We start from the raw sequence: 22872 nt of genomic DNA on the forward strand, positions 1-22872 counted from the left end.
TCGTCAGTGCGTTTCGTGCGGGACATCCAGGATCAGGATGATGGTCCAGTCCGCTTCGCCGTCATGGTGATACTGACGTTCCGCCACGATAAACGGCTGCTGCTTGCCTGCCGGCCCGAGAAACAGCACGTCGCCTTCCATCGGCAGGCACTCGACCGGCGGCAGCGCCAGGAACGCGTCCTTGTTGGCGTTGCGCGGCATCAGTTTCTCGATCTTGCGCGATGCCGCGTCGGTCCATTCGATATCGAGTTGAATATTGCTCATGCTGTCGTTCGCACGCGAGTGCGCTCCACGGTTGAATCGTTGAAAAAGACGATGCGCAATGTAGCACACGCCATGCGTTCCCCGTGACGCGCCTCGCATGTGCGAACGGCCCGCGGGCGTGAACCCGCGGGCCGTTTTTCATGCGGTACGCAAGGACGCGCGTTTCAGATTTCTTCGTACAGCGGCAGCGTCAGGAATTCGGTGAACTGCTCCGAGGTCGACATCGTTTCGAAGATCTTCGCGGCGCGCTCATACGGCTTCGTATCGCTGCCCGCGCCGCCGACGCTTTGTTTCACCTTCTCCAGTTCGTCGATGATGATCTCGCGCACCATCGCGGCCGTGACCTTGCGGCCGTCTTCGAGCTTGCCCTTCGGCGAACGAATCCACTGCCACACTTGCGAGCGCGAAATCTCCGCCGTGGCGGCGTCTTCCATCAGGTTGTGAATCGGCACGCAGCCATTGCCCGCAAGCCACGATCCGAGGTAATGGATGCCGACGTTCACGTTGTTGCGCAGGCCCGCTTCGGTGATCGGCGCTTCCGGGCGGAAATCGAGCAAGTCGTGCGCGGTCACTTGCACATCGGGGCGCTGCTTTTCGATCTGATTCGGCTTGTCGCCGAGCACCTTGACGAACTCTTCCATCGCGACCGGCACGAGCCCCGGGTGCGCGACCCAGCCGCCGTCGTAGCCGTCGGTGGCATCGCGCGCCTTGTCGGAGCGCACGCCGCCCATCGCCTTGTCGTTCGCGGCGGGATCGTTCTTGATCGGAATCAGCGCGGACATGCCGCCGATGGCGGGCGCGTTGCGCTTGTGGCACGTCTTCAGCAATTCGAGCGCGTAGGCGCGCATGAACGGCACCGTCATCGTGATCTGCGAACGGTCCGCGAGGCAGAAGTCGGGATCGTTCTTGAACTTCTTGATCGCCGAGAAAATGTAGTCCCAGCGGCCCGCGTTCAGGCCGGCGCTATGTTCGCGCAGCTCATAGAGAATCTCGTCCATTTCGAACGCGGCGAGAATCGTCTCGACGAGCACGGTCGCGCGAATCGTGCCGCGCGGGATGCCGACGCCTTCCTGCGCCGAGATGAAGATGTCGTTCCACAGACGCGCTTCGAGATGGCTTTCCATCTTCGGCAGATAGAAGTACGGGCCGCTGCCGCGAGCGATCAGTTCCTTCGCGTTGTGGAAGAGATAAAGCGCGAAGTCGAAGATGCCGCCCGACACGCGCTGGCCGTCGACGGTCACGTGCTTCTCGTCGAGATGCCAGCCGCGCGGACGCACGATCAGCGTCGCGGTCTTGTCGTTGAGCGTGTACGACTTGCCGTTCTGCTCGAGCGAGATCGTCCGGCGCACGGCTTCTTTGAGGTTGATCTGGCCGACGATCTGGTTCTCCCACGCGGGCGCGTTCGAATCCTCGAAGTCGGTCATGTACGAATCCGCGCCGGAGTTGAGCGCGTTGATGATCATCTTGCGCTCGACCGGGCCGGTGATTTCGACGCGCCGGCATTGCAGATCCTTCGGCAGCGGCGCGACGGTCCAGTCGCCTTCGCGGATCGCCTTCGATTCTTCGAGAAAGCCGGGGCGCTCGCCCGCGTCGAGGCGCTTGGTGCGCTCCAAGCGCGCGGCGAGCAGTTCCTGACGGCGCGGCTCGAACCGGCGATGCAGCATTGCGACGAACGCGAGCGCCCCGGGCGTCAGAATGGCTTCGAAGCCGGGCTTGATCTCAGCCGAAATGGCCATGCCTTCCGGCAACGCGAGCGGGTTCGAAGGGTGCGTCATGTGTTTTCTCCTTGGTCGGTCAGACGGTTTTGCTTTTGGGTTCTACTGGTTCGGCGATGACGAGCGCATTCGCGCGCCCGCGCGATCGGCGGCAAGCGCAATGGGCTGCTGCGCGCAACCCGCTTCGATGAACGCGACGAGTTCGTTCATGCCGCGCCCCATCGCGCGCGGCGCGACCCCGAGTTCCTCGACCGGCAGGCTCGCGCGATCCAGCCAGAACGTGGTGTAGCCGAACCACGTCGCGCCCGCGATATCCCAGCCGTTGGACGAGACGAACACGATCTCGCGCGCCGCCGCGCCGAACGCCTGTAGGCCGAGTTCATAGGCGGCGGCGGAGGGCTTGAACGCGCGCACGGCCTCGACCGACAGCACGTGATCGAAGAAGCCCGTCATGCCGGCGCTTTTGACGGCGATGTCCAGCATCGGCGGATTGCCGTTCGACAGAATCGCGAGCGGCAGACCGTGACGTTCGCGCAGCGTTTTCAGCGCGGGCAGCGTGTCGGGGAAGGCAGAGAGGCAGGCGTATTCGTCCATCAGGCGCTTCTCGGCAGTGGCCGTCAGCGCGTCCGTGAGGCCGAGGCGCGCGGCTGCGTATCGCAGCGCGTCGATGGTGATGTCCCAGAACGGCGCGTAGTGGCTGCCGGACGGATCGGCGAGGCTGCGGAGCTGCGTGTACTCGATCTGCTTCTGGCGCCAAAGCTGGGACAACGCCTGGCCGTTGCCGGGAAAAAGCTGCTCGGCGGCAGCGACGACCGAGTGAACGTCGAAGAGCGTGCCGTAAGCGTCGAAGATGACTGCGCGGGGAAGAAGATGCGTGGGCGTGGGCGAGGGTGTGGACGATGCGTGTGTCGTTGTGGCCGACATAGCCGTGCGCTCCATAAAGAGGTCGGGGTCGATTCTATTGGTGATCGAACGGGTGGAAAAAGGCCGGCGAGATCACTTGATCTTTTACTTTTACATAGCTAATCTGTGCGCCAGTGTCCCGCATTGACGAGCAAGACGCATGGATCGGTTCAAGCAGATGGAGACGTTCGCCTCCGTCGCGGCGAAAGGCAGTCTTTCGGCGGCGGCGCAGGCGGAAGGCATCGCGCCGGCGGTCATCGGCAGAAGGCTGGACGCGCTGGAGGAACGGCTCGGCGTGAAGCTGCTCGTGCGCACGACGCGCAAGATCACGCTCACGTTCGAAGGCTCCGCGTTTCTCGAAGACTGTCAGCGCATCATCAACGACATGCAGAACGCGGAGGCGAGCGTGTCGGCGGGCGGCGTGAAGGCGAGCGGGCACGTGCGCGTGTCGGCGCCCGCGGGCTTCGGCCGGCGCCACGTCGCGCCGCTGGTCGCGGCTTTCACGGCGCTGCACCCGGACGTTTCCGTGAGCCTCGACCTGACGGATCGCATGGTCGATCTCGTGAACGAAGGCTTCGATTGCGCGGTGCGGCTCGGCGAGTTGCCGGATTCGTCGCTGGTGTCGCTCAAGCTCGGCGAAAACCGGCGCGTCTGCGTGGCGTCGCCCGAGTATCTGCAAAAGCGCGGCAAGCCCGCCACGTTGAGCGCGCTTGCCGATCACAACTGCCTCGCGCTCGGCGCGTCCGCCAATCAGCAGCGCGGCTGGGTGTTTCAGCAGGACGGCAAGGTCGTGACGATCAAGGTGTCCGGCACGATGGAATGCTCGGACGGCGCGGTGCTCCATGATTGGTGCCTCGAAGGGCGCGGCCTCGCGTGGCGATCTTGGTGGGAAGTGGGCGCCGATATCGGCGCGGGAAGGCTCGTCAGCGTGCTCGACGATTTCGCCGCGCCGCCCATCGGTATTCACGCTGTGTTTCCGCAGCGCCGGCACCTGCCGTTGCGGGTGCGGCTGTTTCTCGATCTGCTCAAGCATACCTATGCCGCTCCGGGATACTGGGAAGCGCTCGTTTCGTAACGCGACTCGCTACGGATTCCTACTTATCTTGATTTCGATTGCATCGCCGCGCGGCCGCCTGGCTACAATGAAAGCGTGCCCCGCCGTTCGAAGGAGGACGCCATGTTCAAGCACATCCTGGTACCGACCGACGGCTCGGAGCTGTCGCAGAAAGCCATAGACGGCGCGATCGACCTCGCGCAGTCGGTCGGCGCGCGCATCACCGCTTACGCGTGTCTGCCGCAGTATCCGTACTCGCCGTTCGCGGATGTCGCCGTCGAGCCGCCCGACGACTTTCACGCCCGCGCCGAACGCGAGGCGCGCGAGCATCTGCGGGCCGTCGAGCGCGCGGCGGAGGAGGCGGGCGTGCCGTGCGACAGCGTGACGAGCATCGAGGCGGCGCCGTATATCGGGATCATCGACGCGGCGGAGCAGAAGGGCTGCGACGTCATTCTGATGGCGTCGCACGGCCGTCGCGGGCTCGGAAGCCTGCTTATCGGCAGCGAAACGCAGCGCGTGCTGACGCACACGCGCATCCCGGTCATCGTGTACCGCTGATGTCGCGGCGGCCGACGTGCCTACCACGCGCGCCCGGGCCGCCGCTTTCTCTACCGCTCTCCCTGATTCAGCCTGCCCTCGGGCGATGCTTTAGGCCACTTTCTTGTCGAAGAACTGCTCGTCTTCGGTCGATCCGTGCAGCGCGGTCGTCGATGCTTCGCGCTCGACCGTCTGCGTGACCGCGTCGAAGTAGCCCGTGCCCACTTCGCGCTGATGTTTGACCGCCGTGAAGCCCTTGTCGGCGGCGGCGAACTCGGCCTGCTGCAACTCGACGAACGCGCTCATCTGCGTGCGCGCATAGCCGTGCGCCAGGTTGAACATCGAGTAGTTCAGCGCGTGGAAGCCCGCGAGCGTGATGAACTGGAACTTGTAGCCCATCGCGCCGAGTTCACGCTGGAACTTGGCGATGGTCGCGTCGTCGAGGTTCTTCTTCCAGTTGAACGACGGCGAGCAGTTGTACGACAGCAGCTTGCCGGGGAATTGCTTGTGGATGGCCTCGGCGAACTTCTTCGCGTATTCGAGATCCGGCTTGCCCGTTTCGCACCAGACGAGATCGGCGTACGGCGCGTAAGCGAGACCGCGCGACACGGCCTGTTCGAGACCCGGCCGCGTGCGATAGAAGCCTTCCACGGTGCGCTCGCCGGTCAGGAACGGCTTGTCGTTTTCGTCGATGTCGGAGGTCACGAGATCGGCGGCTTCGGCGTCGGTGCGCGCGACGAGCAGCGTCGGCGTGCCGCAGACGTCCGCGGCGAGACGCGCGGCGACCAGTTTCGCGACGTTCTCGCGCGTCGGCACGAGCACCTTGCCGCCCATGTGGCCGCACTTCTTCACGGAGGCGAGCTGGTCTTCGAAGTGAACGCCCGCCGCACCGGCTTCGATCATCGCCTTCATCAGCTCGAACGCGTTGAGCACGCCGCCGAAGCCGGCTTCCGCGTCCGCCACGATCGGCGCGAAGTAGTCGATATAGCCTTCATCGCCCGGGTTCTTGCCTTCGGACCATTGGATCTGATCCGCGCGCGTGAACGTGTTGTTGATGCGCTTCACGACAAGCGGCACCGAATTGGCCGGATACAGCGACTGGTCCGGATACATTTCGCCCGCGATGTTGGCGTCGCCGGCCACTTGCCAGCCGGACAGGTAGATGGCCTTGAGGCCCGCCTTGACCTGCTGCATCGCCTGATTGCCGGTCAGCGCGCCGAGCGCATTGACGAACGGCTCTTCCTGGATTAGCGACCACAGCTTCTCGGCGCCGCGTCGCGCGAGCGTGTGCTCGACCGGCACCGAGCCGCGCAGGCGCACGACGTCCTCGGCCGAGTAGCCGCGCTTGATGCCTTTCCAGCGCGGATCGGTTTCCCACTGCTGATGGAGTTGCTGGGCTTGTTGTTGACGTGAGGTCATGGCGTTTCTCCTTGAGATTGGGCTGTACACGAAACCGTGGTCGATGCTTTACCGCGTTGTGAGCAATGCCGCAGCGTTTTTGCTCAACTCTTATATAAGAGTGTAGGCCGGTCGATGGTCGATAAAAAGCTGTCGCAAGGAGTTTTAGCCGATATAAATTTCTCCTGAAATCAATCGCTTAAGGCCACCTTTCCATAAAGTGAAACGTCCTTTCCCATGCCGCAATCGCGCCCGTTGTGCCGCGCAGCAAGGCTTTTGCGACGCAAAAAAACGTTGCGCATTATGAAATTCAAAGACGGGCGAAAAAAAACCGATGCGCGAGGCATCGGTTTTCTTGTCCTGCTGGCGGAAGACGGCGCTATCGCGCCGTCCCTGGGCTTACATCAGTTGCCGCGGCGCGGTGCGCGCGGACCGTCGTTGCGGCGGGCGCTGTAGCCGTCGCGCTGGCCGAAGCCGCCTTCGCGGCTGCCGCCGCGATAGCCGCCGTCGCGGTCGCCGCTGCCGGCGTTGCTGCCACGATATCCGCCTTCGCGGTAGCCGCCTTCGCGCGAACCGGCGCCCGACTTGTTGCCGTAGCCGCTGGCGTTTGCCGCGCCGTAGCCGCGTCCGCCGCCATTGCCGCTGCCGAAGCGCCGGCCGCCGTTACCGCTGCCCGGACGGCCGCGGCCGCCGAAACCGCCCTTCGGCGGCGACTTGCGCGGCTCGAAGCCCGCGACGACGTTCACCGGTAGCGGCGCGTGCACGAAGCGCTCGATGCGCTTGAGGGCGCCCATTTCGGCGTGATGCACGAGGCTCACGGCCGTGCCGCTGCGTCCCGCGCGGCCCGTGCGGCCGATGCGGTGCACGTAGTCTTCGGCGAACTTCGGCAGGTCGTAGTTAAAGACGTGCGTGATGCCCGGAATATCGATGCCGCGTGCCGCGACGTCCGTGGCCACCAGCACGCGCACGCGGCGCTCGCGCAGCGCGCGGATGGTGCGGTTGCGCGCGCCTTGGGGCAGGTCGCCGTGCAGCGCGGCGGATTCGAAGCCCGCGTCCGACAGACGATTCGCGATCAGATCGGCGTCGCTCTTCGTCGCCGTGAACACGATAGCCTGATCCAGCTCGGTATCGCGCAGCAGGTGATCGAGCAGGCGATCCTTGTGGTCGCGGTCGTCGACGTAATGCACGGTTTGCGCGATGTTGCTGCGCGCTTCGAGCTTCTGCACGATCTCGATGCGCTCCGGGTCCTTCAGCAGGCGGCCGGTCAGCGACGCGATCTTGCCGTCGATGGTTGCCGAGAAGAGCAGCGTCTGACGCGTGGCCGGCGTGGCCGCGACGATCGTCTCGATGTCTTCGATAAAGCCCATGTCGAGCATGCGGTCGGCTTCGTCGAGCACGAGCATGTTGAGGTTCGACAGGTCGATGCGGCCGCGCTCCAGATGGTCGATCAGACGGCCCGGCGTCGCGACGAGGATTTCAGGGTTCTTCGCGAGCAGCATCAGTTGCTGGCCGTACGCCACGCCACCGAGAATGCTGACGGTGCGCAGGCGGCGCAGATGGCGGCCGTACGTGGTCGCGGCGGCGGACACTTGCATTGCGAGTTCGCGCGTCGGCGTGAGCACGAGCAACTGCGGGCGCGCGATCGGCTGCGGACGGCGGCCGGGACGGGCGTTCGGGTCGCGCGGCTGACGCGGCTGCTGCGCCTGGAGCTTTTCTAGTTGCGCGAATTTTTCGATGGCCGGCAGCATGAACGCCGCCGTCTTGCCGGAGCCGGTCGGGCTCGAAACGAGCAGATCGCGGCCGGCGAGCGCGGCGGGAATCGCGCGCTGCTGCACGGGCGTCGGCGACTGGTAGCCGGCTTCGGTCAATGCGGAAACGATATCGGCCGAAAGACCGAGCGATTCGAAAGTGGGGCCGGCGGGCACTGCGGGAGCCGTTTCGGCTGAGGCAGCGGCCGAAGCTGCGGGTGCGGCCGTGTCGGCGTCCGGGGAAATGCCAAGCGTTTGTGCTGCGATGTTGTCCAACGGGCTGGGGGTGAAGCTCGAAGTCATGTCGATCCTTGAAACGGGAAATAAGGCGTCGGCGCCAATCGGCATACCCAGGTCGTTGGATTCAGCGAGCGAAGAAACAGCGAGCAAATCGAAAAACGGGGGCAACTCGCGCAAACAGACGGCGAGCATCGTTGTTAGAAGCTGTATCGGATACGTCAGGGCGCTTAAGCACTGACGTCAGCCTGGTGCATGACGGGCCGCGAAATGAATAGCGCATAAACGATGCGCTACGGCCTGGCAGGGAAGGGACAGTTTCTAAACTGGATTGGAGCGAAACGCTACGAAGCGCTTTCAAACGGGGCACGTTGCCTTGCGGCGTGCGCCACGTAATCAAGCTGCATGACAAGAAGTATATCGGAATTTGCTGCACCGCGCCACAGTTTGACGCATTCGCGCGCCATCGGAGGGCATCGACGGCGCGCGGCACACGTGGTTCGGTCAGCCTGCCTCGCCGCGCTTGAGCGACTCGACGAGTTCGACGTAGCGCTCCTTTGCGGTATCGGCCGGCGTGCCTTTCAGCGCGGCCCAGGCTTCGTGCTTGTATTTGCCGGCGATATCGGTGAAGCCGGGCGCGTCGCCTTGCACGTCGCCGACGCTCGCCTGCTTATAGAGCGCGTAAAGACGCAGGAGCGTGAGATTGCCGGGGCGCTCGGGCAACTGCGTGACCTCGGCTTGCGCGCGGGCGAATTGCTGATCGATGTCGGTCATGCGGGCGTCCTATCGAATTTGAGATGCAGACGATCTTAGCAAGCGCGAGCGGGCCGGCTGTGGAGGCATCCTTCGAATCCGGTCGCATGACAAACTGCGCGCGTCATCGCGCGGAAAAGTCCGCGAACGCATGCCGCATGTCACGCGAGCCGCAAAAGCCGGCGCAGTCCCGCATTACAATACGGCCTATGACACGCACCGTACTGCTCGCTCTCGATACTTCGACGGAATTCTGCTCCGTCGCGCTCCTGCTCGACGATCCCGCGCCAAAGCCGTCGTCCGCTGCCGCGCCCGCCTACATGAGCGGCGATACATCGGTGTGGTTCCGCCACGAAGCGACGGGCGCTGTGTCGAGCACGCGCCTTTTGCCGGCGGTGCGCGAGCTGCTGAACGAAGCAGGGCTCGCGCTCGCCGATTGCAACGCCATTGCCTTCGGCGCGGGGCCGGGGTCGTTCACCGGCCTGCGCACGGCGACCGGCGTCGCGCAAGGGCTCGCGTTCGGGCTGAATGTGCCGGTGGTGCCGGTGAGCACGCTGGTCGCCTGCGCGGAAGCGGCCCGGCTCAACGACGCGTCGTTGCCGGATCGCGTGCTCGTCGCGCTGGATGCGCGCATGGATGAAGTCTATTGGGCCGAATTCGAATACGAGCGCGAACCCACGCTCGGCGACTGGCGCGAAGTGCACGCCGCATCGCTCGATCGTCCCGACGCGCTGCCGCTTCCCTCGGTGCTGTTCGCGCTCGCGGGCAACGCGGCGGCGGCCTTTGGCGATCGTCTGCCCGCGCTGGCGGCCGCCGCGCATGTGGACCGGGATGCGCTGCCCCACGCGCTGCCGGTCGCGCTGCTCGGTTTGCGCGCGCTGCGGGCCGGACGAGCGGTCGCGCCGGAACTCGCCGCGCCGGAGTACGTGCGCAACAAGGTCGCGCAGACGACAGCCGAGCGCACCGAAGCGCGCGCCGCTGCGGCGAAGGCCGGCGCGCAGTCGGCCGGCGCGGAGGCGCTTCGGTGAGCGGCGTGTTGCTCGCGGATCGGTATCTCACGCCGATGACCGAAGCGGACCTCGACGAAGTCGCCGCCGTCGAGAAGCTCGCGTACGAATTCCCATGGAGCCGCGGCAATTTCCAGGACTCCCTGCGCAACGGCTACTACGGCGTGTGCCTGCGCCACGTGACCGGCACGCTCATCGGCTATTGCGTGCTGATGCCGGTCGTCGATGAGATGCATCTGCTCAATCTCTGCGTCGCGCCGTGCGCCCAGCGCGCCGGCGCGGGCCTGACGCTGCTGCGCGAGGCGGTGCGCGTCGCGCGTGCCGAAAAGCTCGAAGGCATGCTGCTCGAAGTGCGGCCGTCGAATGCGCGCGCCATCCAGCTTTACGAGCGCTTCGGCTTCACGGCCATCGGGCGTCGCAAGAATTATTACCCCGCGCGGCATCGGTCGCGCGAGGACGCAATCGTCATGCGTCTGTCGTTCAAGGAGAGTGCGCATGGCGCTCGATGAATCGCTAGTCGAGGAACTCGGGATCGGGTTCCTATGGGTGAGGAGAAAGGCGGGGGCGAATGCGCCCGCCGAGCCGCTGCCGCCGCGCGCCTCCCGCGATACTGCCGCCGATGCGGCGAAAGCGGCGCCACAGCCGGACACGGCAGTCGCCGCGCCCGGTTTGCAAGCACCGATGCCGCCGATCGACGCCTCCGGCACAGTCGCGCCAGATTTCGCGGATACTGCGGCCCCCCGCGCGCGAGCGGCCGATGCAGCGAAAGCGGCGCCCCGCCCGGACCCGGCAGCGCCCCCGAGCCGCTCCGAGAGACCGACGCCGCCGCTCGACGCTCCGGCTCCTGTGCTCGCCCGCAACGCCACATCCGCGAAAGTCCGCACCGAGCCGCAGTCCGAATCAGACGCGCAGTACTCCGATTACCCTCCGTTCGACGCCTACGACGACCTCCCGTGGACCGACGACGCGCCATCGTCTGCCACGCCCGTCGCGCCCGCCGTCCCCGACGACGTCCGCACGCTCGACTGGACGGCGCTCGACGATCGCGTCACGGGCTGCGAACTGTGCCGACTGTGCGAACGCCGGACGAACGCGGTCTTCGGCGTGGGCGACCGCGAAGCCGACTGGATGCTGATCGGCGAAGCGCCCGGCGAGAACGAGGACAAGCAGGGCGAGCCGTTCGTCGGACAGGCGGGCAAGCTGCTCGACAACATGCTGCATGCGCTCGGCCTTTCGCGCGAATCGAACGTCTATATCGCGAACGTCATCAAGTGCCGGCCGCCCGGCAACCGCAATCCGGAACTCGACGAAGTCGCGCGTTGCGAGCCGTATCTTCAACGTCAGGTCGAACTGGTGAAGCCGAAGATCATCGTCGCGCTCGGGCGTTTTGCGGCGCAGAGTCTGCTCAAGAGCGAGGCGAGCATCGCGGCGTTGCGCGGGCGCGTGCACGAGTATCGCGGCGTGCCGGTCGTCGTCACCTATCACCCGGCGTATCTGTTGCGCAGTCTGCCCGACAAGGCGAAGGCCTGGGCCGATCTGTGCCTCGCCCGCAAGACGCACGCCGATGCGCTCGCCGCGCTCGGCGTCGAACCGGGAGCCGGGAAGGGCGCGCGCGGATGACCGGCCTGTCGCGCCTCGTCGATCGCTTCGGGGACGCGACGGTGCGTGATCTGGCGTGGCTGCTTTTCTCACCCGATCTTCTGCGCGAGAGCGCGGCGGGCGCGCCGCTCGCGCACCCGTTTGAGTCGGCCAATGCGCGAGACGCCACGCTTACGTGGCTCGCCGCACTCGACGCCGCGCCGGACGCATTGCACGTGCGCTCGCGTAATCCCAAATCGACGCGCCTCGGCATCTACGCCGAAAGCCTGCTCGAATTCTTTCTGGCGCACGGGCCGGCCGCGCGGCTGATTGCGGCGAACGCGCCGCTGCGGCGTCAGCGCCGCACCATCGGAGAGTGCGATTTTCTGCTGGAGACGGCGGCCGGCGCGCGGCTGCACTGGGAACTGGCGGTGAAGTTCTATCTGCACATCGGCGATGGCGTCGAGCGCGCGGCGCGCTTGTCGGACTATGTCGGGCCCAATCTGCAGGACCGCTTCGATCTGAAGCACGCGCGGCTTTTGACGCATCAACTCGGCTTGACGTCGCGGGCGGAGTTCGCCGCGCTCGGGCTGGAGGGGCCGTGGCAGCCGCAGTTGTTCATCAAGGGGCGGCTCTTTTATCACGATGAAGGCATCGCGCCCGCGCCGGAAGTGGGCGAAGCGCACGTGCGCGGCTGGTGGCTGACGGCGACGGAATGGCGCGATCGGCATAAAGCGCACGAAGCGCATGAAGCGCGCGCGTGGGTGGTGCAGCCTCGGCTTGCGTGGCTCGCACCGCGCCGCCTCAACGCGCCGGATGCCGATTCGCTGATGGACGAGGCCGCCGCCATTCACACGCGTCTCGCCGCCATCGCCGCGCCGACCATGGTCGCCGCCTACCTGCGCGACGGCGCGACCGGCTGGAGCGAGGAATCGCGCGGCTTCATCGTCCCGGACGACTGGCCCGAGCGGGCGAGGGCGTTCGCTGCTTCGGAGCTTTCTGCGCCCGCGTGACTATCGGACGCCGTGGTCGGCGTTCGGCCGCGCTTCGCCTCGGCGGTGGCGCTCACCGAAGGAATCGCGCGGCTTCTTCTTTCCAGCCGAAGCGTTCGCCGCCTCCTAGGGCTGCCCGATCACCACCATCGATAAAAGTGATGCACCGGCCCGACGCCGTGGCCGACGTCCAGTCGCGCGCTCGCCTCGATCGCGCCGCTGAGATACCGCTTCGCCTCGGCGGTGGCGCTGGCGAGATCACCGGTCTGAGGGATCAGCGCGGCAATCGCCGCCGACAGCGTGCAGCCGGTGCCGTGCGTGTTCTTCAGCGCGACGCGCGCGCCGGCAACCCGCAGGGCGCCCGTCGTTTCGATCAGCCAGTCCGGACTGTCCGCCGATGCCAGATGCCCGCCCTTCATCAGCACGGCGCGCGCGCCCGAGGCAAGCAGCGCCTCGCCCTGACGCACCATCGCGTCTTCGTCTGCGGCGGGCTGCGTGCCGAGCAGCGCCGCCGCTTCCGGCAGATTCGGCGTGACGAGCGTGGCGAGCGGCAACAGCTCGTCGCGCAGCGCGGCCACCGCTTCGGGCGCGAGCAGCGCGTGATTGCTCTTCGAGATCATCACGGTGTCGAGCACGACATGCGCCGGGCGATGCCGCCTGAGCGCGTCGGCGACCGCGCGCACGATGCCCGCATTGGCCAGCATCCCGATCTTCACCGCGTCGATGCGGATGTCGTCGAAAACGGCATCGAGCTGCGCCGCGACGAACGCCGGCTCCGGCGCGTGGACAGCCGTGACGCCGCGCGTGTTCTGAGCGGTCAGCGCGGTGACGACGCTCGCGCCGTACGCGCCGAGCGCGGAGAACGCTTTGAGATCGGCCTGAATGCCCGCGCCGCCGCCGGAATCGGAACCGGCGACAGTGAGCACGTTGGGAATAGGTTGGGTCGAAGACATGAGAAAAGTCAGGATGAAGCGCGACGGATGGTCTCGCGCAGTTCGGCCGACGCAGCGCGCGGGTCGGCTGCCTTGCAAATCGCGGAGACGACTGCGAGTCCCGCCGGTGTCGCGCGCATGACGTCGGCCGCGTTGTGTGCCTGGATGCCGCCTATCGCCACGGTCGGCCAGCGCGAACTCGAACGCATCGCGGCGAGGCCATCGATGCCGCAGGGCGCGGAGGCGTCGGTTTTGGTCGGCGTCGCGTAGACCGGTCCCGCTCCGACATAGTCGATCACGCCTTCCAGCCGGTTCGCATCCGCGACTTCCGCGAGATTCGACACCGACAGGCCGATCAGCGCATCCGGCCCGAGCAGCCGCCGCGCGACGTCCGCGGGCAGATCGCGCTGGCCGACGTGAACGCCGTCCGCGCCGGCCGCAAGCGCGACATCCACGTGATCGTTGATGACGAGCGGAACGCCGCGCGCACGCGTCAACGGCAATAAGTCGAGTGCCAGCGCGAGCCACGCGCGCTTGTGCCACTCCGGCGCGCGCAGTTGCAGCAGCGTCGCGCCGCCGTCCAGCGCCGCGCGGGCGACCGAAACGGCCGCGTCGTGGCCGCCGCACTGCACCGGGTCAAGCACGAGATAGAGCGAGAGATCGAACGCGCGCCGCATGTTCACGATACGGCCACCTCGCGCAGCACGAGCGTCGCGTCGAATGCGGCCGAGTCCACGGACGCCAGCCGGTCCAGATACGCGACGGCGAAACTGCCGGGCAGAGCGGCTTCACGGGCGGCGAGCTCGCCGGCCACGGTCGAATAGGCAATCGCGGAGATCGTCGCGGCCCAGTGTTCATCGCGCGATTGCGCCGCGCCGACGTACGCCGCGACGGTCGCCGAAAGCGCGCAGCCGACGCCCGTCACGCGGGTCATCAGCGGCGAGCCGTTCGAGAGCGCGATCACGCGGCGGCCATCGGTGATGTAGTCGGTCGCGCCGGTGACCGCGACCACAGCCTGCGTTTTCAGCGCGAGAATTTGCGCGGCGTCGAGCGCGGCGTCGGTGGCCGCGGTGCTGTCGACGCCGCGTCCGCTCGCTTCGCCGCCCGACAGGCTGATGATTTCCGACGCGTTGCCGCGAATCACGGCCGGCTTCGCGTCGAGCAATTCGAGCGCGAATTCGGTGCGGAACGCGAGCGGGCCGACTGCGACCGGATCGAGCACCCAGGGCGTGCCCGCGTTGTTGGCGGCATCGACGGCGGCGCGCATCGCGCGCATTTGCGGCACGTCGAGCGTGCCGAGGTTGATCAGGAGCGCATTGGCGAGCGGCGCGAACTGCGCGGCTTCCTCGCGCGCGACGACCATCGCCGGCGCCGCGCCGATGGCGAGCAGCACGTTGGCCGTGAAGTTGGTGACGACGAGGTTCGTCAGGCAGTGGACGAGCGGCGCGCGCTCGCGCACGCGCGTGACGAACGAGAAGAGATCGGCAGCAAGCATGATGAAGAGAGATTAGCCCGATCGGCCGATGACCGCAGCCCAAACAGCAGCCAAATCGGCAACGTCAGTGCCGCGCTTCGCCGATCAGCGCGACGGAATCGAACGCGCGCTGGTTCGCCTGATGCCGGCGCATCACGAAGTACATCATCAGACACACGAACGAGCCGAACATCACGATCACGAACTGGATCGGCATGTCGAGCCAGACGAGCACCGCGTACAGGCACAGCATGATGAGCACGGACAGGTTCTCGTTGAAGTTCTGCACGGCGATCGAATGGCCGGCGGACAGCAGCACGTGCCCGCGATGCTGCAAAAGCGCGTTCATCGGCACGACGAAAAAGCCCGACAGACCGCCCACGATCATCAGGAACAGATACGCGATCAGCAGATAGCCCGGGAAGTGCATCCGGCCGAAGTAGACGCCCCAATGCGCGGGAAAAAGATGCCGCGTGTAGAAGGCCATCAGCATGACGGCGAGCCCCATCGCGATGCCTACCGGCAGCACCGAGAGCGAACGCTTGAGCGGCACGCGCGCGGCCGCGAGCACCGCGCCGGCCGCCACGCCCACGGCGATCACCGCCTGCAGGATGGCCGCCTGCGAAAGCGTCATGCCGAGCGACACTTCGGCCCACTTGAGCACGATGAATTGCAGCGTCGCGCCCGCGCCCCAGAAGAGCGTCGTGACCGCGAGCGAGATCTGGCCGAGCTTGTCGCGCCAGAGCGTGAGAAAGCAGTCGGCGAAATCGGTGATGAGCTTGATGGGCCGATGTTCCTGCTTCGGGTAGCGCGCGCCCGTATCGGGAATGCGCAGGTTGAAGACGGCGGCGACCACGTACATCAGCATGATGACGAGCATCGCGGCTTCGGCGGGCGTATTGATGCGCGGTATGTGCAGCGTCAGCAAGTGACTCGCGATATGCGGGCTGATGAGCGCGCCGCCCATGACGGTGCCGAGAATGATGGAGCCGACCGTCGTGCCTTCGATCCAGCCGTTCGCGGCGACGAGCCGATCGGGCGGCAGCAGTTCCGTGAGAATGCCGTACTTCGCGGGCGAATAGGCCGCCGCGCCGAAGCCGACGATGCCATAAGCCAGAAGCGGATGCGCGCCGACCAGCATGGTGATGCAGCCCACCACCTTGATGGAATTCGTCACGAACATCACGCGCCCCTTCGGCCGCGAGTCCGCGAAAGCGCCGACGAACGCCGCCAGAATCACGTAGGAGAGCACGAAGAACAGCTTGAGCAGCGGCGTCATCCAGTTCGGCGCGTGAAGGTCTTTCAGCAGTGCGATGGCAGCGATCAGTAGAGCGTTATCGGCCAGCGACGAGAAAAACTGCGCGGCCATGATGGTGTAAAAACCTTTTTTCATCTGATCCGAAGCTTTCCTCACTGCCGGGAATTCGCCCCCGACGCCGCCGCTGATACCGGTCGCGCGTTCGGGCTTATGCCGTTCGAAATGGGTTGTGCGCACGGCTTTATAACACGAAAATAGGCGCATTCTGACTAGCAGTAATCTCGATTACATGCGAGACGGTACGTTTGCACGTCTCTTTTGTCATAAGGTACTGATCCGCAAGGTGTCTCGATCGGCGAACCGGCCGCTTGCGCCGTTGGCGTATGCTTGCCTTTCCGCCTGAACCGCCTTTTGGACCGCATCTCCGACCAAAACTCATGCCGCGCCCCCTTTCCGCAACGATTCACACCGCCGCTCTCGCCAACAACCTTGCCATTGCGCGCAAGTACGCGCCGAAATCCAAAATCTGGGCCGTCGTGAAGGCCAATGCGTATGGCCACGGTCTCGCGCGAGCGTTCCCCGGACTTCGCGCAACGGACGGATTCGGTCTTCTGGACCTCGAAGAAGCAGCGAAGTTGCGCGAACTCGGCTGGGCGGGCCCCATTTTGTTGCTCGAAGGCTTCTTTCGTCCGACCGATATCGACGTGATCGACCGTTATAGTCTGACCACGGCCATTCACTGCGACGAGCAGTTGCGCATGCTGGAAATGGCGCGGCTCTCGAAGCCGGTCAACATCCAGCTGAAGATGAATAGCGGCATGAACCGGCTGGGCTACACGCCGGAGCGGTTCCGCGCGGCGTGGGAGCGGGCGCGCGCCTGCCACGGCATCGGCCAGATCACGCTCATGACCCATTTTTCCGACGCCGACAGCGAACGCGGCATCGCGCATCAACTGGAGGCGTTCGAGCGGGGCGCGGAAGGCATCGCGGGCGCGCGCAGCCTGTCGAACTCGGCGGCCGTGCTGTGGCATCCGAACGCGCATTTTGACTGGGTGCGCCCGGGCATCATTCTCTACGGCGCGTCGCCGTCGGGCGTGACGGCCGATATCGCCGATACGGGCCTCAAACCCGCCATGACCCTCGCTTCCGAGCTGATCGCCGTGCAGACGGTGCAGCCGGGCGACAGCATCGGCTACGGCTCGACCTACACGGCGGACCGGCCGATGCGCATCGGCGTGGTCGCGTGCGGGTACGCGGACGGTTATCCGCGCATCGCGCCCGAAGGCACGCCGGTCATCGTCGACGGCGTGCGGACGGCGCTCGTCGGCCGCGTCTCGATGGACATGCTCACCGTCGATCTGACGCCGTGCCCGAACGCGGGCATGGGTTCGCGCGTGGAATTGTGGGGCGCGACCCTGCCCATCGACGACGTGGCCCGCGCGTGCGGCACCATCGGCTACGAGCTGATGTGCGCGATCGCGCAGCGCGTGCCGGTCCGCGCGGAATGAACGCCGCATCGGGCGTTGGCATTGAAAATCTAAAGGCAATACGTGGCAAAAGCAGCGAAGGCAAAGACGCTTTACATCTGTAGCGAGTGCGGCGGACAAGCGCCGAAGTGGACCGGACAGTGCGCGGCATGCGGAGCGTGGAACACGCTCGTGGAATCGGTGGAGCAGGCGCCGTCGGCGCATCGCTTCCAGGCGCTCGCGAAAAGCTCGCCGGTGCAGCGGCTCGCCGACATCGAAGCGGCGGACGTGCCGCGCTTTTCGACCGGCGTCGGCGAGTTCGACCGTGTGCTCGGCGGCGGTCTCGTGCCGGGCGGCGTGGTGCTGATTGGCGGCGACCCGGGCATCGGCAAATCGACGCTCTTGCTGCAATCGCTCGCCGAAATCGCGCGCGAGCGGCCGTCGCTCTACGTGAGCGGCGAGGAGTCCGGCGCGCAGATCGCGTTGCGCGCGCAGCGGCTCGGCTTGCTCGGCGGCTCTGCGAGCGCGGCGGCGGACCTCGCGCTGCTCGCCGAAATCCAGCTAGAAAAGATTCAGGCGGCCATCGACGAACAACGTCCGGAAGTCGCCGTCATCGATTCGATCCAGACCGTCTATTCCGAGGCGCTGACCTCCGCGCCGGGTTCCGTCGCGCAGGTCCGCGAATGCGCGGCGCAACTGACGCGCATCGCCAAGCAGACGGGCACGGCCATCATCATGGTCGGCCACGTGACCAAGGAAGGCAGTCTCGCTGGGCCGCGCGTGTTGGAGCATATCGTCGATACGGTGCTGTACTTCGAAGGCGACACGCATTCGTCCTTCCGGCTCGTGCGTGCGTTCAAGAACCGCTTCGGCGCGGTCAATGAGCTCGGCGTCTTTGCGATGACGGAGAAAGGCTTGCGCGGCGTGGCGAATCCGTCGGCGCTTTTCTTGTCGCAGCATGAGCAGAGCGTCGCGGGGTCGTGTGTCCTCGTGACGCAGGAAGGTTCGCGGCCGCTGCTCGTCGAAGTGCAGGCGCTCGTCGATACGGCGCATGTGCCGAATCCGCGCCGCCTCGCGGTCGGGCTGGAGCAGAACCGGCTCGCGCTGCTGCTCGCGGTGCTGCATCGCCACGCGGGCATCGCGTGTTTCGATCAGGACGTGTTCCTGAACGCGGTGGGCGGCGTGAAGATCACCGAACCCGCCGCCGATCTGGCCGTGCTGCTCGCGATTCATTCGTCGATGCGCAACAAGCCTCTGCCGAAGGGCCTCATCACGTTCGGCGAAGTAGGGCTGGCCGGCGAAATCCGGCCGTCGCCGCGCGGGCAGGATCGCCTGAAGGAAGCGGCCAAGCTCGGCTTCTCCGTCGCGCTGATTCCGAAGGCCAATGCGCCGAAACAGGCGGTGGACGGTCTCAAGGTGATCGCGGTCGATCGGATCGAAGAAGCCATCGACCGCGTGCGCGATCTCGAATGAACGGATCGGACCCTCGGTAACGGGCCGTAAGAAAATCGCGCGCCGCTGTAACCTGGCGCGGGCGCGGTTTTCATATCCTTCTGGGACCCAGGACCGGCGGATGAAGCCACCACGCGCCGCCGCGCCGAAGTGACTGGATGGATCGAGAGGATCACGCTTTGAAACATGTCAAAACAGCCCGGCCCGCCCCAGCATTCCATTTGCGCGGCTGCCGCGTCTCGGCGCCCCTGCAACAGCCGTTCGGCAGCGGATGCCGGATCGTCGAATGGATCGATGGCGAAGGGCAGATTTCGCGGCGCGTCGTGTCCGCGGACGTGACCGAGGCCGAAGTCGTCGCGACCATTCGCCGTCACGTCACGGGCCGCAAGCACGTGCTCGTCGACGACGAGCGTCAGCCGCGTCAGACCTTGCCGCGACGTTAGTCTTCGCGGCCGCGAAAGAGCGGATGCACCGCCGCTTCCGCCGGCGTGAGCACCGGCGCGACGCAGCAGTCGAGCGGTTCGAGGAGCGCCATCCATTCGTCGCGCGTGCGCTCGCGGATGCACGCGGCGAGGCGCGCCGTCAGTTCCTTCGCATCCGCGCCGCCGATGGCCTGCCCGAGACTCCAGTGCCGCGCGGCCCACTCCGGGCGGCCGAGCGCGCCGCATAGCGTCTGCCAGAACTTCAGTTCGAGCGCGCCGACGGCCACGAACTTGTCGTCCGCGGTGCGATAGACGTTGTAGCAAGGCACGCCGCCGTTGAGCAGGCCGGCTCCCGCGCGCGTGCCCGGCTCATCGGCATTGGCGAGCGCGATGTGCGCCATCACGTTGTGGGCGTGAACGGCGTGCGTCATGGAAACATCGAGGAAGCGGCCTTCGCCGCCGCGCGCGACGTGCCAGAGCGCGGCCAGCATTTGCGTCACCGCCGCGAGCGCCCCGCCGAGCAGGTCCGCAAGCTGGAAGTTGGGCACGATCGGCGCGCCGTCCCCATTGGCAAGCTGATCAAGCACGCCCGCATACGCGATGTAGTTCAGGTCGTGCCCCGCCTTGTCGGCGAACGCGCCTTCGCTGCCGAACCCCGTGATCGCGCAGTAGACGAGCTTCGGGTTGACCTGCCGCAGCACGTCGTAGCCGACGCCGAGCCGCGTCATCACCGTCGGCCGGAAGCTCTCGACGAGCACGTCCGCGTCCCTTGCGAGTTCGATCAACTTTGCGCGCCCGGCTTCGGTCTTCAGATCGAGCGTCAGCGACCGCTTGCCGCGATTCACGATCCGATAGAACGCGCTCGGCGCGCCGCTCGCGCGGTCGGCGTCGCTTTGAAGCATCGAGCGCGCGTAGTCGCCTTCGCCCGGCGGCTCGATCTTCAACACGTCCGCGCCGAGTTCGGCGAGGCGCAGCGTGGCGAGCGGACCGGGCAGAAGCCGCGTGAGATCCAGCACGCGAAGACCGGCGAGAGCGGGGGAGGTCGTCAAGTCGTCGGTCTCCTTGAAGGATTACGAGCTTAGTTGTTCGAGTTCCTCGTGCGCGTCGAGCCACTCCAGTTCGAGCGTCTCCAGCCGCGCGTTGACTTCGCCCTGACGGCGAATGGTATCGGTGAGCTTCGCCTTCAGCGTGGCGTCGTAGCTCGCGGGATCGGCGACGAACGCATCGAGCGTCGTTTTCTCGGCATTCAGCGCGTCCATTTCCTTCTCGATCTTCGCGATGCGCGATTGCAGCGGCTTGCGCAGATGCGAAAGCTTTTGCCGCTCCTGCGCCTCCTGCCTGCGCTGTTCCTTGCGATTCGCCGCGCTGTCCGGCGCATTGCCGGCAGCCGACGCGACGCCGTTCGCTTCCTTCGCCGCCGCCCGGGTCTCGGCGGCATGTTGCAGAAGCCAGTCGCGATAATCGTCTAGATCGCCGTCGAACGGACTCAGCCGGTGCTTCGCCACCAGCATGAACGTGTCGGTGGTGGCGCGCAGCAGATGCCGGTCGTGCGACACGAGAATGAGCGTGCCTTCGAATTGCGCGAGCGCCATGGTCAGCGCGTGACGCGTTTCGAGGTCGAGGTGATTCGTCGGTTCGTCGAGCAGCAGCAGATTCGGCTTCTGCCAGATGATGAGCGCGAGCGCGAGCCGCGCTTTTTCGCCGCCGGAGAACGGCGCGATCTTCGCGGTGGCCATGTCGCCGGAGAAGTTGAAGCTGCCGAGAAAGTCGCGCAGTTCCTGCTCGCGCGTGTCCGGCGCGAGGCGCGCGAGATGGGCGAGGGCGGAGTCGTCGGGGCGCAGCGTTTCCAGTTGATGCTGCGCGAAATAGCCGATCTGCAAGCCCTTGCCTTGCCGCACGTGACCCGAGAGGGCGTCGAGCGTGCCGGCGAGCGTCTTGATGAGCGTGGACTTGCCCTGACCGTTCGCGCCGAGCAGACCGATGCGCTGGCCGTTCTGGATCGACAGCGTCACGCCTTCGACAATCGGAATCTCGATGCCTTCGTCGGTGCGATAACCACAGCTCACGTCTTCCATCACCATCATCGGATTGGGCGCGGCATCCGGCGTGCGGAACTCGAACGTGAACGGCGAGCTCGCGTGCGCGGGCGCGATCAGTTCCATCTTTTCGAGCGCCTTCACGCGGCTTTGGGCCTGCTTCGCCTTCGTGGCCTTGGCCTTGAAGCGGTCGATAAAGCTCTGCAGATGCTGCACCGTCTTCTGCTGCTTCTCGTAGGCGCTTTGCTGCAACGCGAGCTGCTGCGCGCGCAGCACTTCGAACTGGCTGTAGTTGCCGCCGTAACGCTTCACCTGCCGGTTTTCCAGATGCAGCGTGACGTTGCAGACTGCATCGAGAAACTCGCGGTCGTGCGAGATCACGACGAGCGTGCCCGGATAGCGGCCGAGCCAGTCTTCGAGCCAGACGATCGCGTCGAGGTCAAGGTGGTTGGTCGGTTCGTCGAGCAGCAGCAGGTCGGACGGGCACATCAGCGCCTGCGCCAGGTTCAGCCGCATGCGCCAGCCGCCCGAAAAGCTCGCCACCGGCTCGCGCGTCTGTTCGAGCGTGAAGCCGAGCCCGAGCAGCAGCGTTTCCGCGCGGGCGGGCGCGGTGTAGCCGTCGGCATCGGCGAAAGCGGCGTGGGCTTCGGCTTCCGCTGCGCCGTCGTGCGCCGCAGACGCCGCCGCGATGCGCGCTTCGATGGCGCGCAACTGCGTGTCGCCGTCGAGCGTGTAGTCGAGCGCGGTGCGATCCACGGCGGGCGTTTCCTGCGCGACATGCGCGATGCGCCACGACGGCGGCATCGAGAAATCGCCGCCGTCCGCGTGCAACTCGCCGCGCAGCACGGAAAAAAGCGTGGATTTGCCCGCGCCGTTCGCGCCGACGAGACCGGCTTTCTCGCCCGGATTGAGCGTGAAGCTGGTCTCTTCGAAGAGCGGCTTGGTGCCGCGGGACAGGCTGAACTGGTTGAAGCGAATCACGTCGGGGGGGCGGCGGCAGAGCGCGGACTGGAGGAAACCGCTATTTTAGACCGGGCGCGTACGCCGCAAGGGATCGTCCATTCGGCTAATGGCGGGCGAGCGCGCGGCGGAGTAGCATCGCCTGACTTTCACCCTTCAATGTCTCACCACTTCAACGCGCGGAGCACGGCATGAATTCGACTACCGACAGCATCTACGGCTTCACGGCAGAGCGGCTCGACGGCAGGACCACGAGCCTCGACACGTACCGCGGCAAGGTGCTGCTGATCGTGAACACGGCGAGCGAATGCGGTTTCACGCCGCAGTACAGGGGCCTGCAAGAGCTGTACACGCTTTACGCGGGGCGCGGCTTCGAGGTGCTCGGCTTTCCGTGCAACCAGTTCGGCAAGCAGGAGCCGGGCGACGCGGCGCAGATCGGCAGCTTCTGCGAGTCGAACTATGGCGTCACGTTTCCGATGTTCGCGAAGATCGACGTCAACGGGCCGAACGCGCATCCGCTCTTCAAGTATCTGACGGAGAAAGAGCCGGGCGTGCTCGGGCTCGAAGCGATCAAATGGAACTTCACGAAGTTCCTGATCGACCGCAACGGGAACATCGTGAAACGCTACGCGCCGATCACGAAGCCCGAGTCGATTGCGGACGACATCGAAAAGTTGCTCTGACGC

General features: G+C 66.0%; 22 protein-coding genes. 10 read left to right on the plus strand and 12 right to left on the minus strand.

Annotated features, from left to right (window positions below; translation table 11 throughout):
• Positions 1-3: 3 nt before the first annotated feature.
• The 3 genes from LDZ26_RS05205 to LDZ26_RS05215 all read right to left on the minus strand — a co-directional run bounded on the left by LDZ26_RS05205 (position 4) and on the right by LDZ26_RS05215 (position 2903).
• The gene (locus LDZ26_RS05205; RefSeq protein ID WP_159835951.1) at positions 4-264 is read right to left on the minus strand and encodes a DNA-binding protein; all 261 of its coding nucleotides are present in this window, start codon (positions 262-264) and stop codon (positions 4-6) included.
• Between the two features lie 164 nt (positions 265-428).
• The gene (gene aceB / locus LDZ26_RS05210; protein ID WP_244848473.1) at positions 429-2039 is read right to left on the minus strand and encodes a malate synthase A; all 1611 of its coding nucleotides are present in this window, start codon (positions 2037-2039) and stop codon (positions 429-431) included.
• A 42-nt stretch (positions 2040-2081) separates the two neighbouring features.
• On the minus strand, positions 2082-2903 hold the full coding sequence (locus LDZ26_RS05215; protein ID WP_244848474.1) for a haloacid dehalogenase type II: 822 nt from the start codon (positions 2901-2903) through the stop codon (positions 2082-2084).
• A gap of 139 nt (positions 2904-3042) precedes the next feature.
• On the opposite strand from LDZ26_RS05215, the gene LDZ26_RS05220 reads away from it, so the two are divergent.
• A complete protein-coding gene (locus LDZ26_RS05220) occupies positions 3043-3957 on the plus strand; it encodes a LysR family transcriptional regulator (RefSeq protein WP_244848475.1) in 915 nt (304 codons plus the stop codon).
• 102 nt (positions 3958-4059) lie between these two features.
• Positions 4060-4494, plus strand: a complete 435-nt coding sequence (locus LDZ26_RS05225; protein WP_244848476.1) for a universal stress protein — start codon at positions 4060-4062, stop codon at positions 4492-4494.
• A gap of 90 nt (positions 4495-4584) precedes the next feature.
• Here LDZ26_RS05225 and aceA read toward each other — a convergent pair whose 3' ends face one another.
• From aceA to LDZ26_RS05240, 3 genes are all read right to left on the minus strand, one after another.
• The gene (gene aceA / locus LDZ26_RS05230; RefSeq protein WP_175940102.1) at positions 4585-5892 is read right to left on the minus strand and encodes an isocitrate lyase; all 1308 of its coding nucleotides are present in this window, start codon (positions 5890-5892) and stop codon (positions 4585-4587) included.
• A 383-nt stretch (positions 5893-6275) separates the two neighbouring features.
• Positions 6276-7922, minus strand: coding sequence for a DEAD/DEAH box helicase (locus LDZ26_RS05235; protein WP_244848477.1), 1647 nt, complete (start codon positions 7920-7922; stop codon positions 6276-6278).
• A 438-nt stretch (positions 7923-8360) separates the two neighbouring features.
• Entirely contained in the window at positions 8361-8630 is a 270-nt protein-coding gene (locus LDZ26_RS05240; protein ID WP_175940104.1) for an acyl-CoA-binding protein, read from the minus strand.
• Between the two features lie 188 nt (positions 8631-8818).
• Between LDZ26_RS05240 and tsaB the strand changes: the two genes are divergently transcribed.
• Genes tsaB through LDZ26_RS05260 form a run of 4 tightly spaced genes read left to right on the plus strand, consistent with a single transcriptional unit; the run spans position 8819 to position 12207 of the window.
• Positions 8819-9637, plus strand: coding sequence for a tRNA (adenosine(37)-N6)-threonylcarbamoyltransferase complex dimerization subunit type 1 TsaB (tsaB, locus tag LDZ26_RS05245; protein WP_244848478.1), 819 nt, complete (start codon positions 8819-8821; stop codon positions 9635-9637).
• Positions 9634-10125 (plus strand): ribosomal protein S18-alanine N-acetyltransferase, encoded by a 492-nt coding sequence (gene rimI / locus LDZ26_RS05250; RefSeq protein ID WP_244848479.1) that lies wholly within the window; start codon positions 9634-9636, stop codon positions 10123-10125. The genes tsaB and rimI overlap by 4 nt, the downstream gene beginning before the upstream one ends.
• Positions 10112-11236 (plus strand): uracil-DNA glycosylase, encoded by a 1125-nt coding sequence (locus LDZ26_RS05255; protein ID WP_244848480.1) that lies wholly within the window; start codon positions 10112-10114, stop codon positions 11234-11236. Before rimI ends, LDZ26_RS05255 begins: the two co-directional genes overlap by 14 nt.
• Positions 11233-12207 (plus strand): DUF1853 family protein, encoded by a 975-nt coding sequence (locus LDZ26_RS05260; RefSeq protein ID WP_244848481.1) that lies wholly within the window; start codon positions 11233-11235, stop codon positions 12205-12207. The genes LDZ26_RS05255 and LDZ26_RS05260 overlap by 4 nt, the downstream gene beginning before the upstream one ends.
• 119 nt (positions 12208-12326) lie before the next feature.
• Here the strand turns inward: LDZ26_RS05260 and thiD are convergent, their stop codons facing one another.
• The 4 genes from thiD to lplT form a co-directional block, all read right to left on the minus strand.
• Entirely contained in the window at positions 12327-13139 is an 813-nt protein-coding gene (gene thiD, locus LDZ26_RS05265) for a bifunctional hydroxymethylpyrimidine kinase/phosphomethylpyrimidine kinase (RefSeq protein WP_244848482.1), read from the minus strand.
• An 8-nt stretch (positions 13140-13147) separates the two neighbouring features.
• Positions 13148-13795 (minus strand): thiamine phosphate synthase, encoded by a 648-nt coding sequence (gene thiE / locus LDZ26_RS05270; protein WP_244848964.1) that lies wholly within the window; start codon positions 13793-13795, stop codon positions 13148-13150.
• Between the two features lie 2 nt (positions 13796-13797).
• On the minus strand, positions 13798-14613 hold the full coding sequence (gene thiM, locus LDZ26_RS05275; RefSeq protein WP_244848483.1) for a hydroxyethylthiazole kinase: 816 nt from the start codon (positions 14611-14613) through the stop codon (positions 13798-13800).
• A 64-nt stretch (positions 14614-14677) separates the two neighbouring features.
• Entirely contained in the window at positions 14678-15985 is a 1308-nt protein-coding gene (lplT, locus tag LDZ26_RS05280; RefSeq protein ID WP_244848484.1) for a lysophospholipid transporter LplT, read from the minus strand.
• Positions 15986-16287: 302 nt separating this feature from the next.
• Here lplT and alr point away from each other — a divergent pair, with 302 nt between their 5' ends.
• The 3 genes from alr to LDZ26_RS05295 all read left to right on the plus strand — a co-directional run bounded on the left by alr (position 16288) and on the right by LDZ26_RS05295 (position 19211).
• Complete coding sequence (gene alr / locus LDZ26_RS05285; RefSeq protein ID WP_244848485.1) at positions 16288-17358, plus strand: alanine racemase; 1071 nt, start codon at positions 16288-16290, stop codon at positions 17356-17358.
• A 42-nt stretch (positions 17359-17400) separates the two neighbouring features.
• The gene (gene radA, locus LDZ26_RS05290) at positions 17401-18789 is read left to right on the plus strand and encodes a DNA repair protein RadA (RefSeq protein ID WP_175940113.1); all 1389 of its coding nucleotides are present in this window, start codon (positions 17401-17403) and stop codon (positions 18787-18789) included.
• A gap of 158 nt (positions 18790-18947) precedes the next feature.
• Entirely contained in the window at positions 18948-19211 is a 264-nt protein-coding gene (locus LDZ26_RS05295; RefSeq protein WP_241269851.1) for a DUF2866 domain-containing protein, read from the plus strand.
• Here LDZ26_RS05295 and LDZ26_RS05300 read toward each other — a convergent pair.
• Entirely contained in the window at positions 19208-20239 is a 1032-nt protein-coding gene (locus LDZ26_RS05300) for a CaiB/BaiF CoA-transferase family protein (protein WP_244848486.1), read from the minus strand. The genes LDZ26_RS05295 and LDZ26_RS05300 overlap by 4 nt on opposite strands.
• A gap of 21 nt (positions 20240-20260) precedes the next feature.
• Entirely contained in the window at positions 20261-22207 is a 1947-nt protein-coding gene (locus LDZ26_RS05305; RefSeq protein ID WP_244848487.1) for an ATP-binding cassette domain-containing protein, read from the minus strand.
• Positions 22208-22377: 170 nt separating this feature from the next.
• Between LDZ26_RS05305 and LDZ26_RS05310 the strand changes: the two genes are divergently transcribed.
• On the plus strand, positions 22378-22869 hold the full coding sequence (locus LDZ26_RS05310) for a glutathione peroxidase (RefSeq protein ID WP_244848488.1): 492 nt from the start codon (positions 22378-22380) through the stop codon (positions 22867-22869).
• Positions 22870-22872: the final 3 nt, after the last annotated feature.

Origin of the sequence: Caballeronia sp. SL2Y3, from assembly GCF_022879575.1 — a bacterium.
Taxonomy (GTDB): Bacteria; Pseudomonadota; Gammaproteobacteria; order Burkholderiales; family Burkholderiaceae; genus Caballeronia.

Excerpts from the sequence above, each read along its gene's own strand:
- LDZ26_RS05260 (WP_244848481.1), top strand. The coding sequence starts at position 11,233 with ATGACCGGCCTGTCGCGCCTCGTCGATCGCTTCGGGGACGCGACGGTG.
- LDZ26_RS05220 (WP_244848475.1), top strand. The coding sequence starts at position 3,043 with ATGGATCGGTTCAAGCAGATGGAGACGTTCGCCTCCGTCGCGGCGAAA.
- thiD (WP_244848482.1), bottom strand. The coding sequence starts at position 13,139 with ATGTCTTCGACCCAACCTATTCCCAACGTGCTCACTGTCGCCGGTTCC.
- aceA (WP_175940102.1), bottom strand. The coding sequence starts at position 5,892 with ATGACCTCACGTCAACAACAAGCCCAGCAACTCCATCAGCAGTGGGAA.
- LDZ26_RS05310 (WP_244848488.1), top strand. The coding sequence starts at position 22,378 with ATGAATTCGACTACCGACAGCATCTACGGCTTCACGGCAGAGCGGCTC.
- tsaB (WP_244848478.1), top strand. The coding sequence starts at position 8,819 with ATGACACGCACCGTACTGCTCGCTCTCGATACTTCGACGGAATTCTGC.
- LDZ26_RS05215 (WP_244848474.1), bottom strand. The coding sequence starts at position 2,903 with ATGTCGGCCACAACGACACACGCATCGTCCACACCCTCGCCCACGCCC.
- LDZ26_RS05205 (WP_159835951.1), bottom strand. The coding sequence starts at position 264 with ATGAGCAATATTCAACTCGATATCGAATGGACCGACGCGGCATCGCGC.
- LDZ26_RS05255 (WP_244848480.1), top strand. The coding sequence starts at position 10,112 with ATGGCGCTCGATGAATCGCTAGTCGAGGAACTCGGGATCGGGTTCCTA.
- lplT (WP_244848484.1), bottom strand. The coding sequence starts at position 15,985 with ATGAAAAAAGGTTTTTACACCATCATGGCCGCGCAGTTTTTCTCGTCG.
- LDZ26_RS05225 (WP_244848476.1), top strand. The coding sequence starts at position 4,060 with ATGTTCAAGCACATCCTGGTACCGACCGACGGCTCGGAGCTGTCGCAG.
- thiE (WP_244848964.1), bottom strand. The coding sequence starts at position 13,795 with ATGCGGCGCGCGTTCGATCTCTCGCTCTATCTCGTGCTTGACCCGGTG.
- alr (WP_244848485.1), top strand. The coding sequence starts at position 16,288 with ATGCCGCGCCCCCTTTCCGCAACGATTCACACCGCCGCTCTCGCCAAC.
- thiM (WP_244848483.1), bottom strand. The coding sequence starts at position 14,613 with ATGCTTGCTGCCGATCTCTTCTCGTTCGTCACGCGCGTGCGCGAGCGC.
- aceB (WP_244848473.1), bottom strand. The coding sequence starts at position 2,039 with ATGACGCACCCTTCGAACCCGCTCGCGTTGCCGGAAGGCATGGCCATT.
- LDZ26_RS05240 (WP_175940104.1), bottom strand. The coding sequence starts at position 8,630 with ATGACCGACATCGATCAGCAATTCGCCCGCGCGCAAGCCGAGGTCACG.
- LDZ26_RS05235 (WP_244848477.1), bottom strand. The coding sequence starts at position 7,922 with ATGACTTCGAGCTTCACCCCCAGCCCGTTGGACAACATCGCAGCACAA.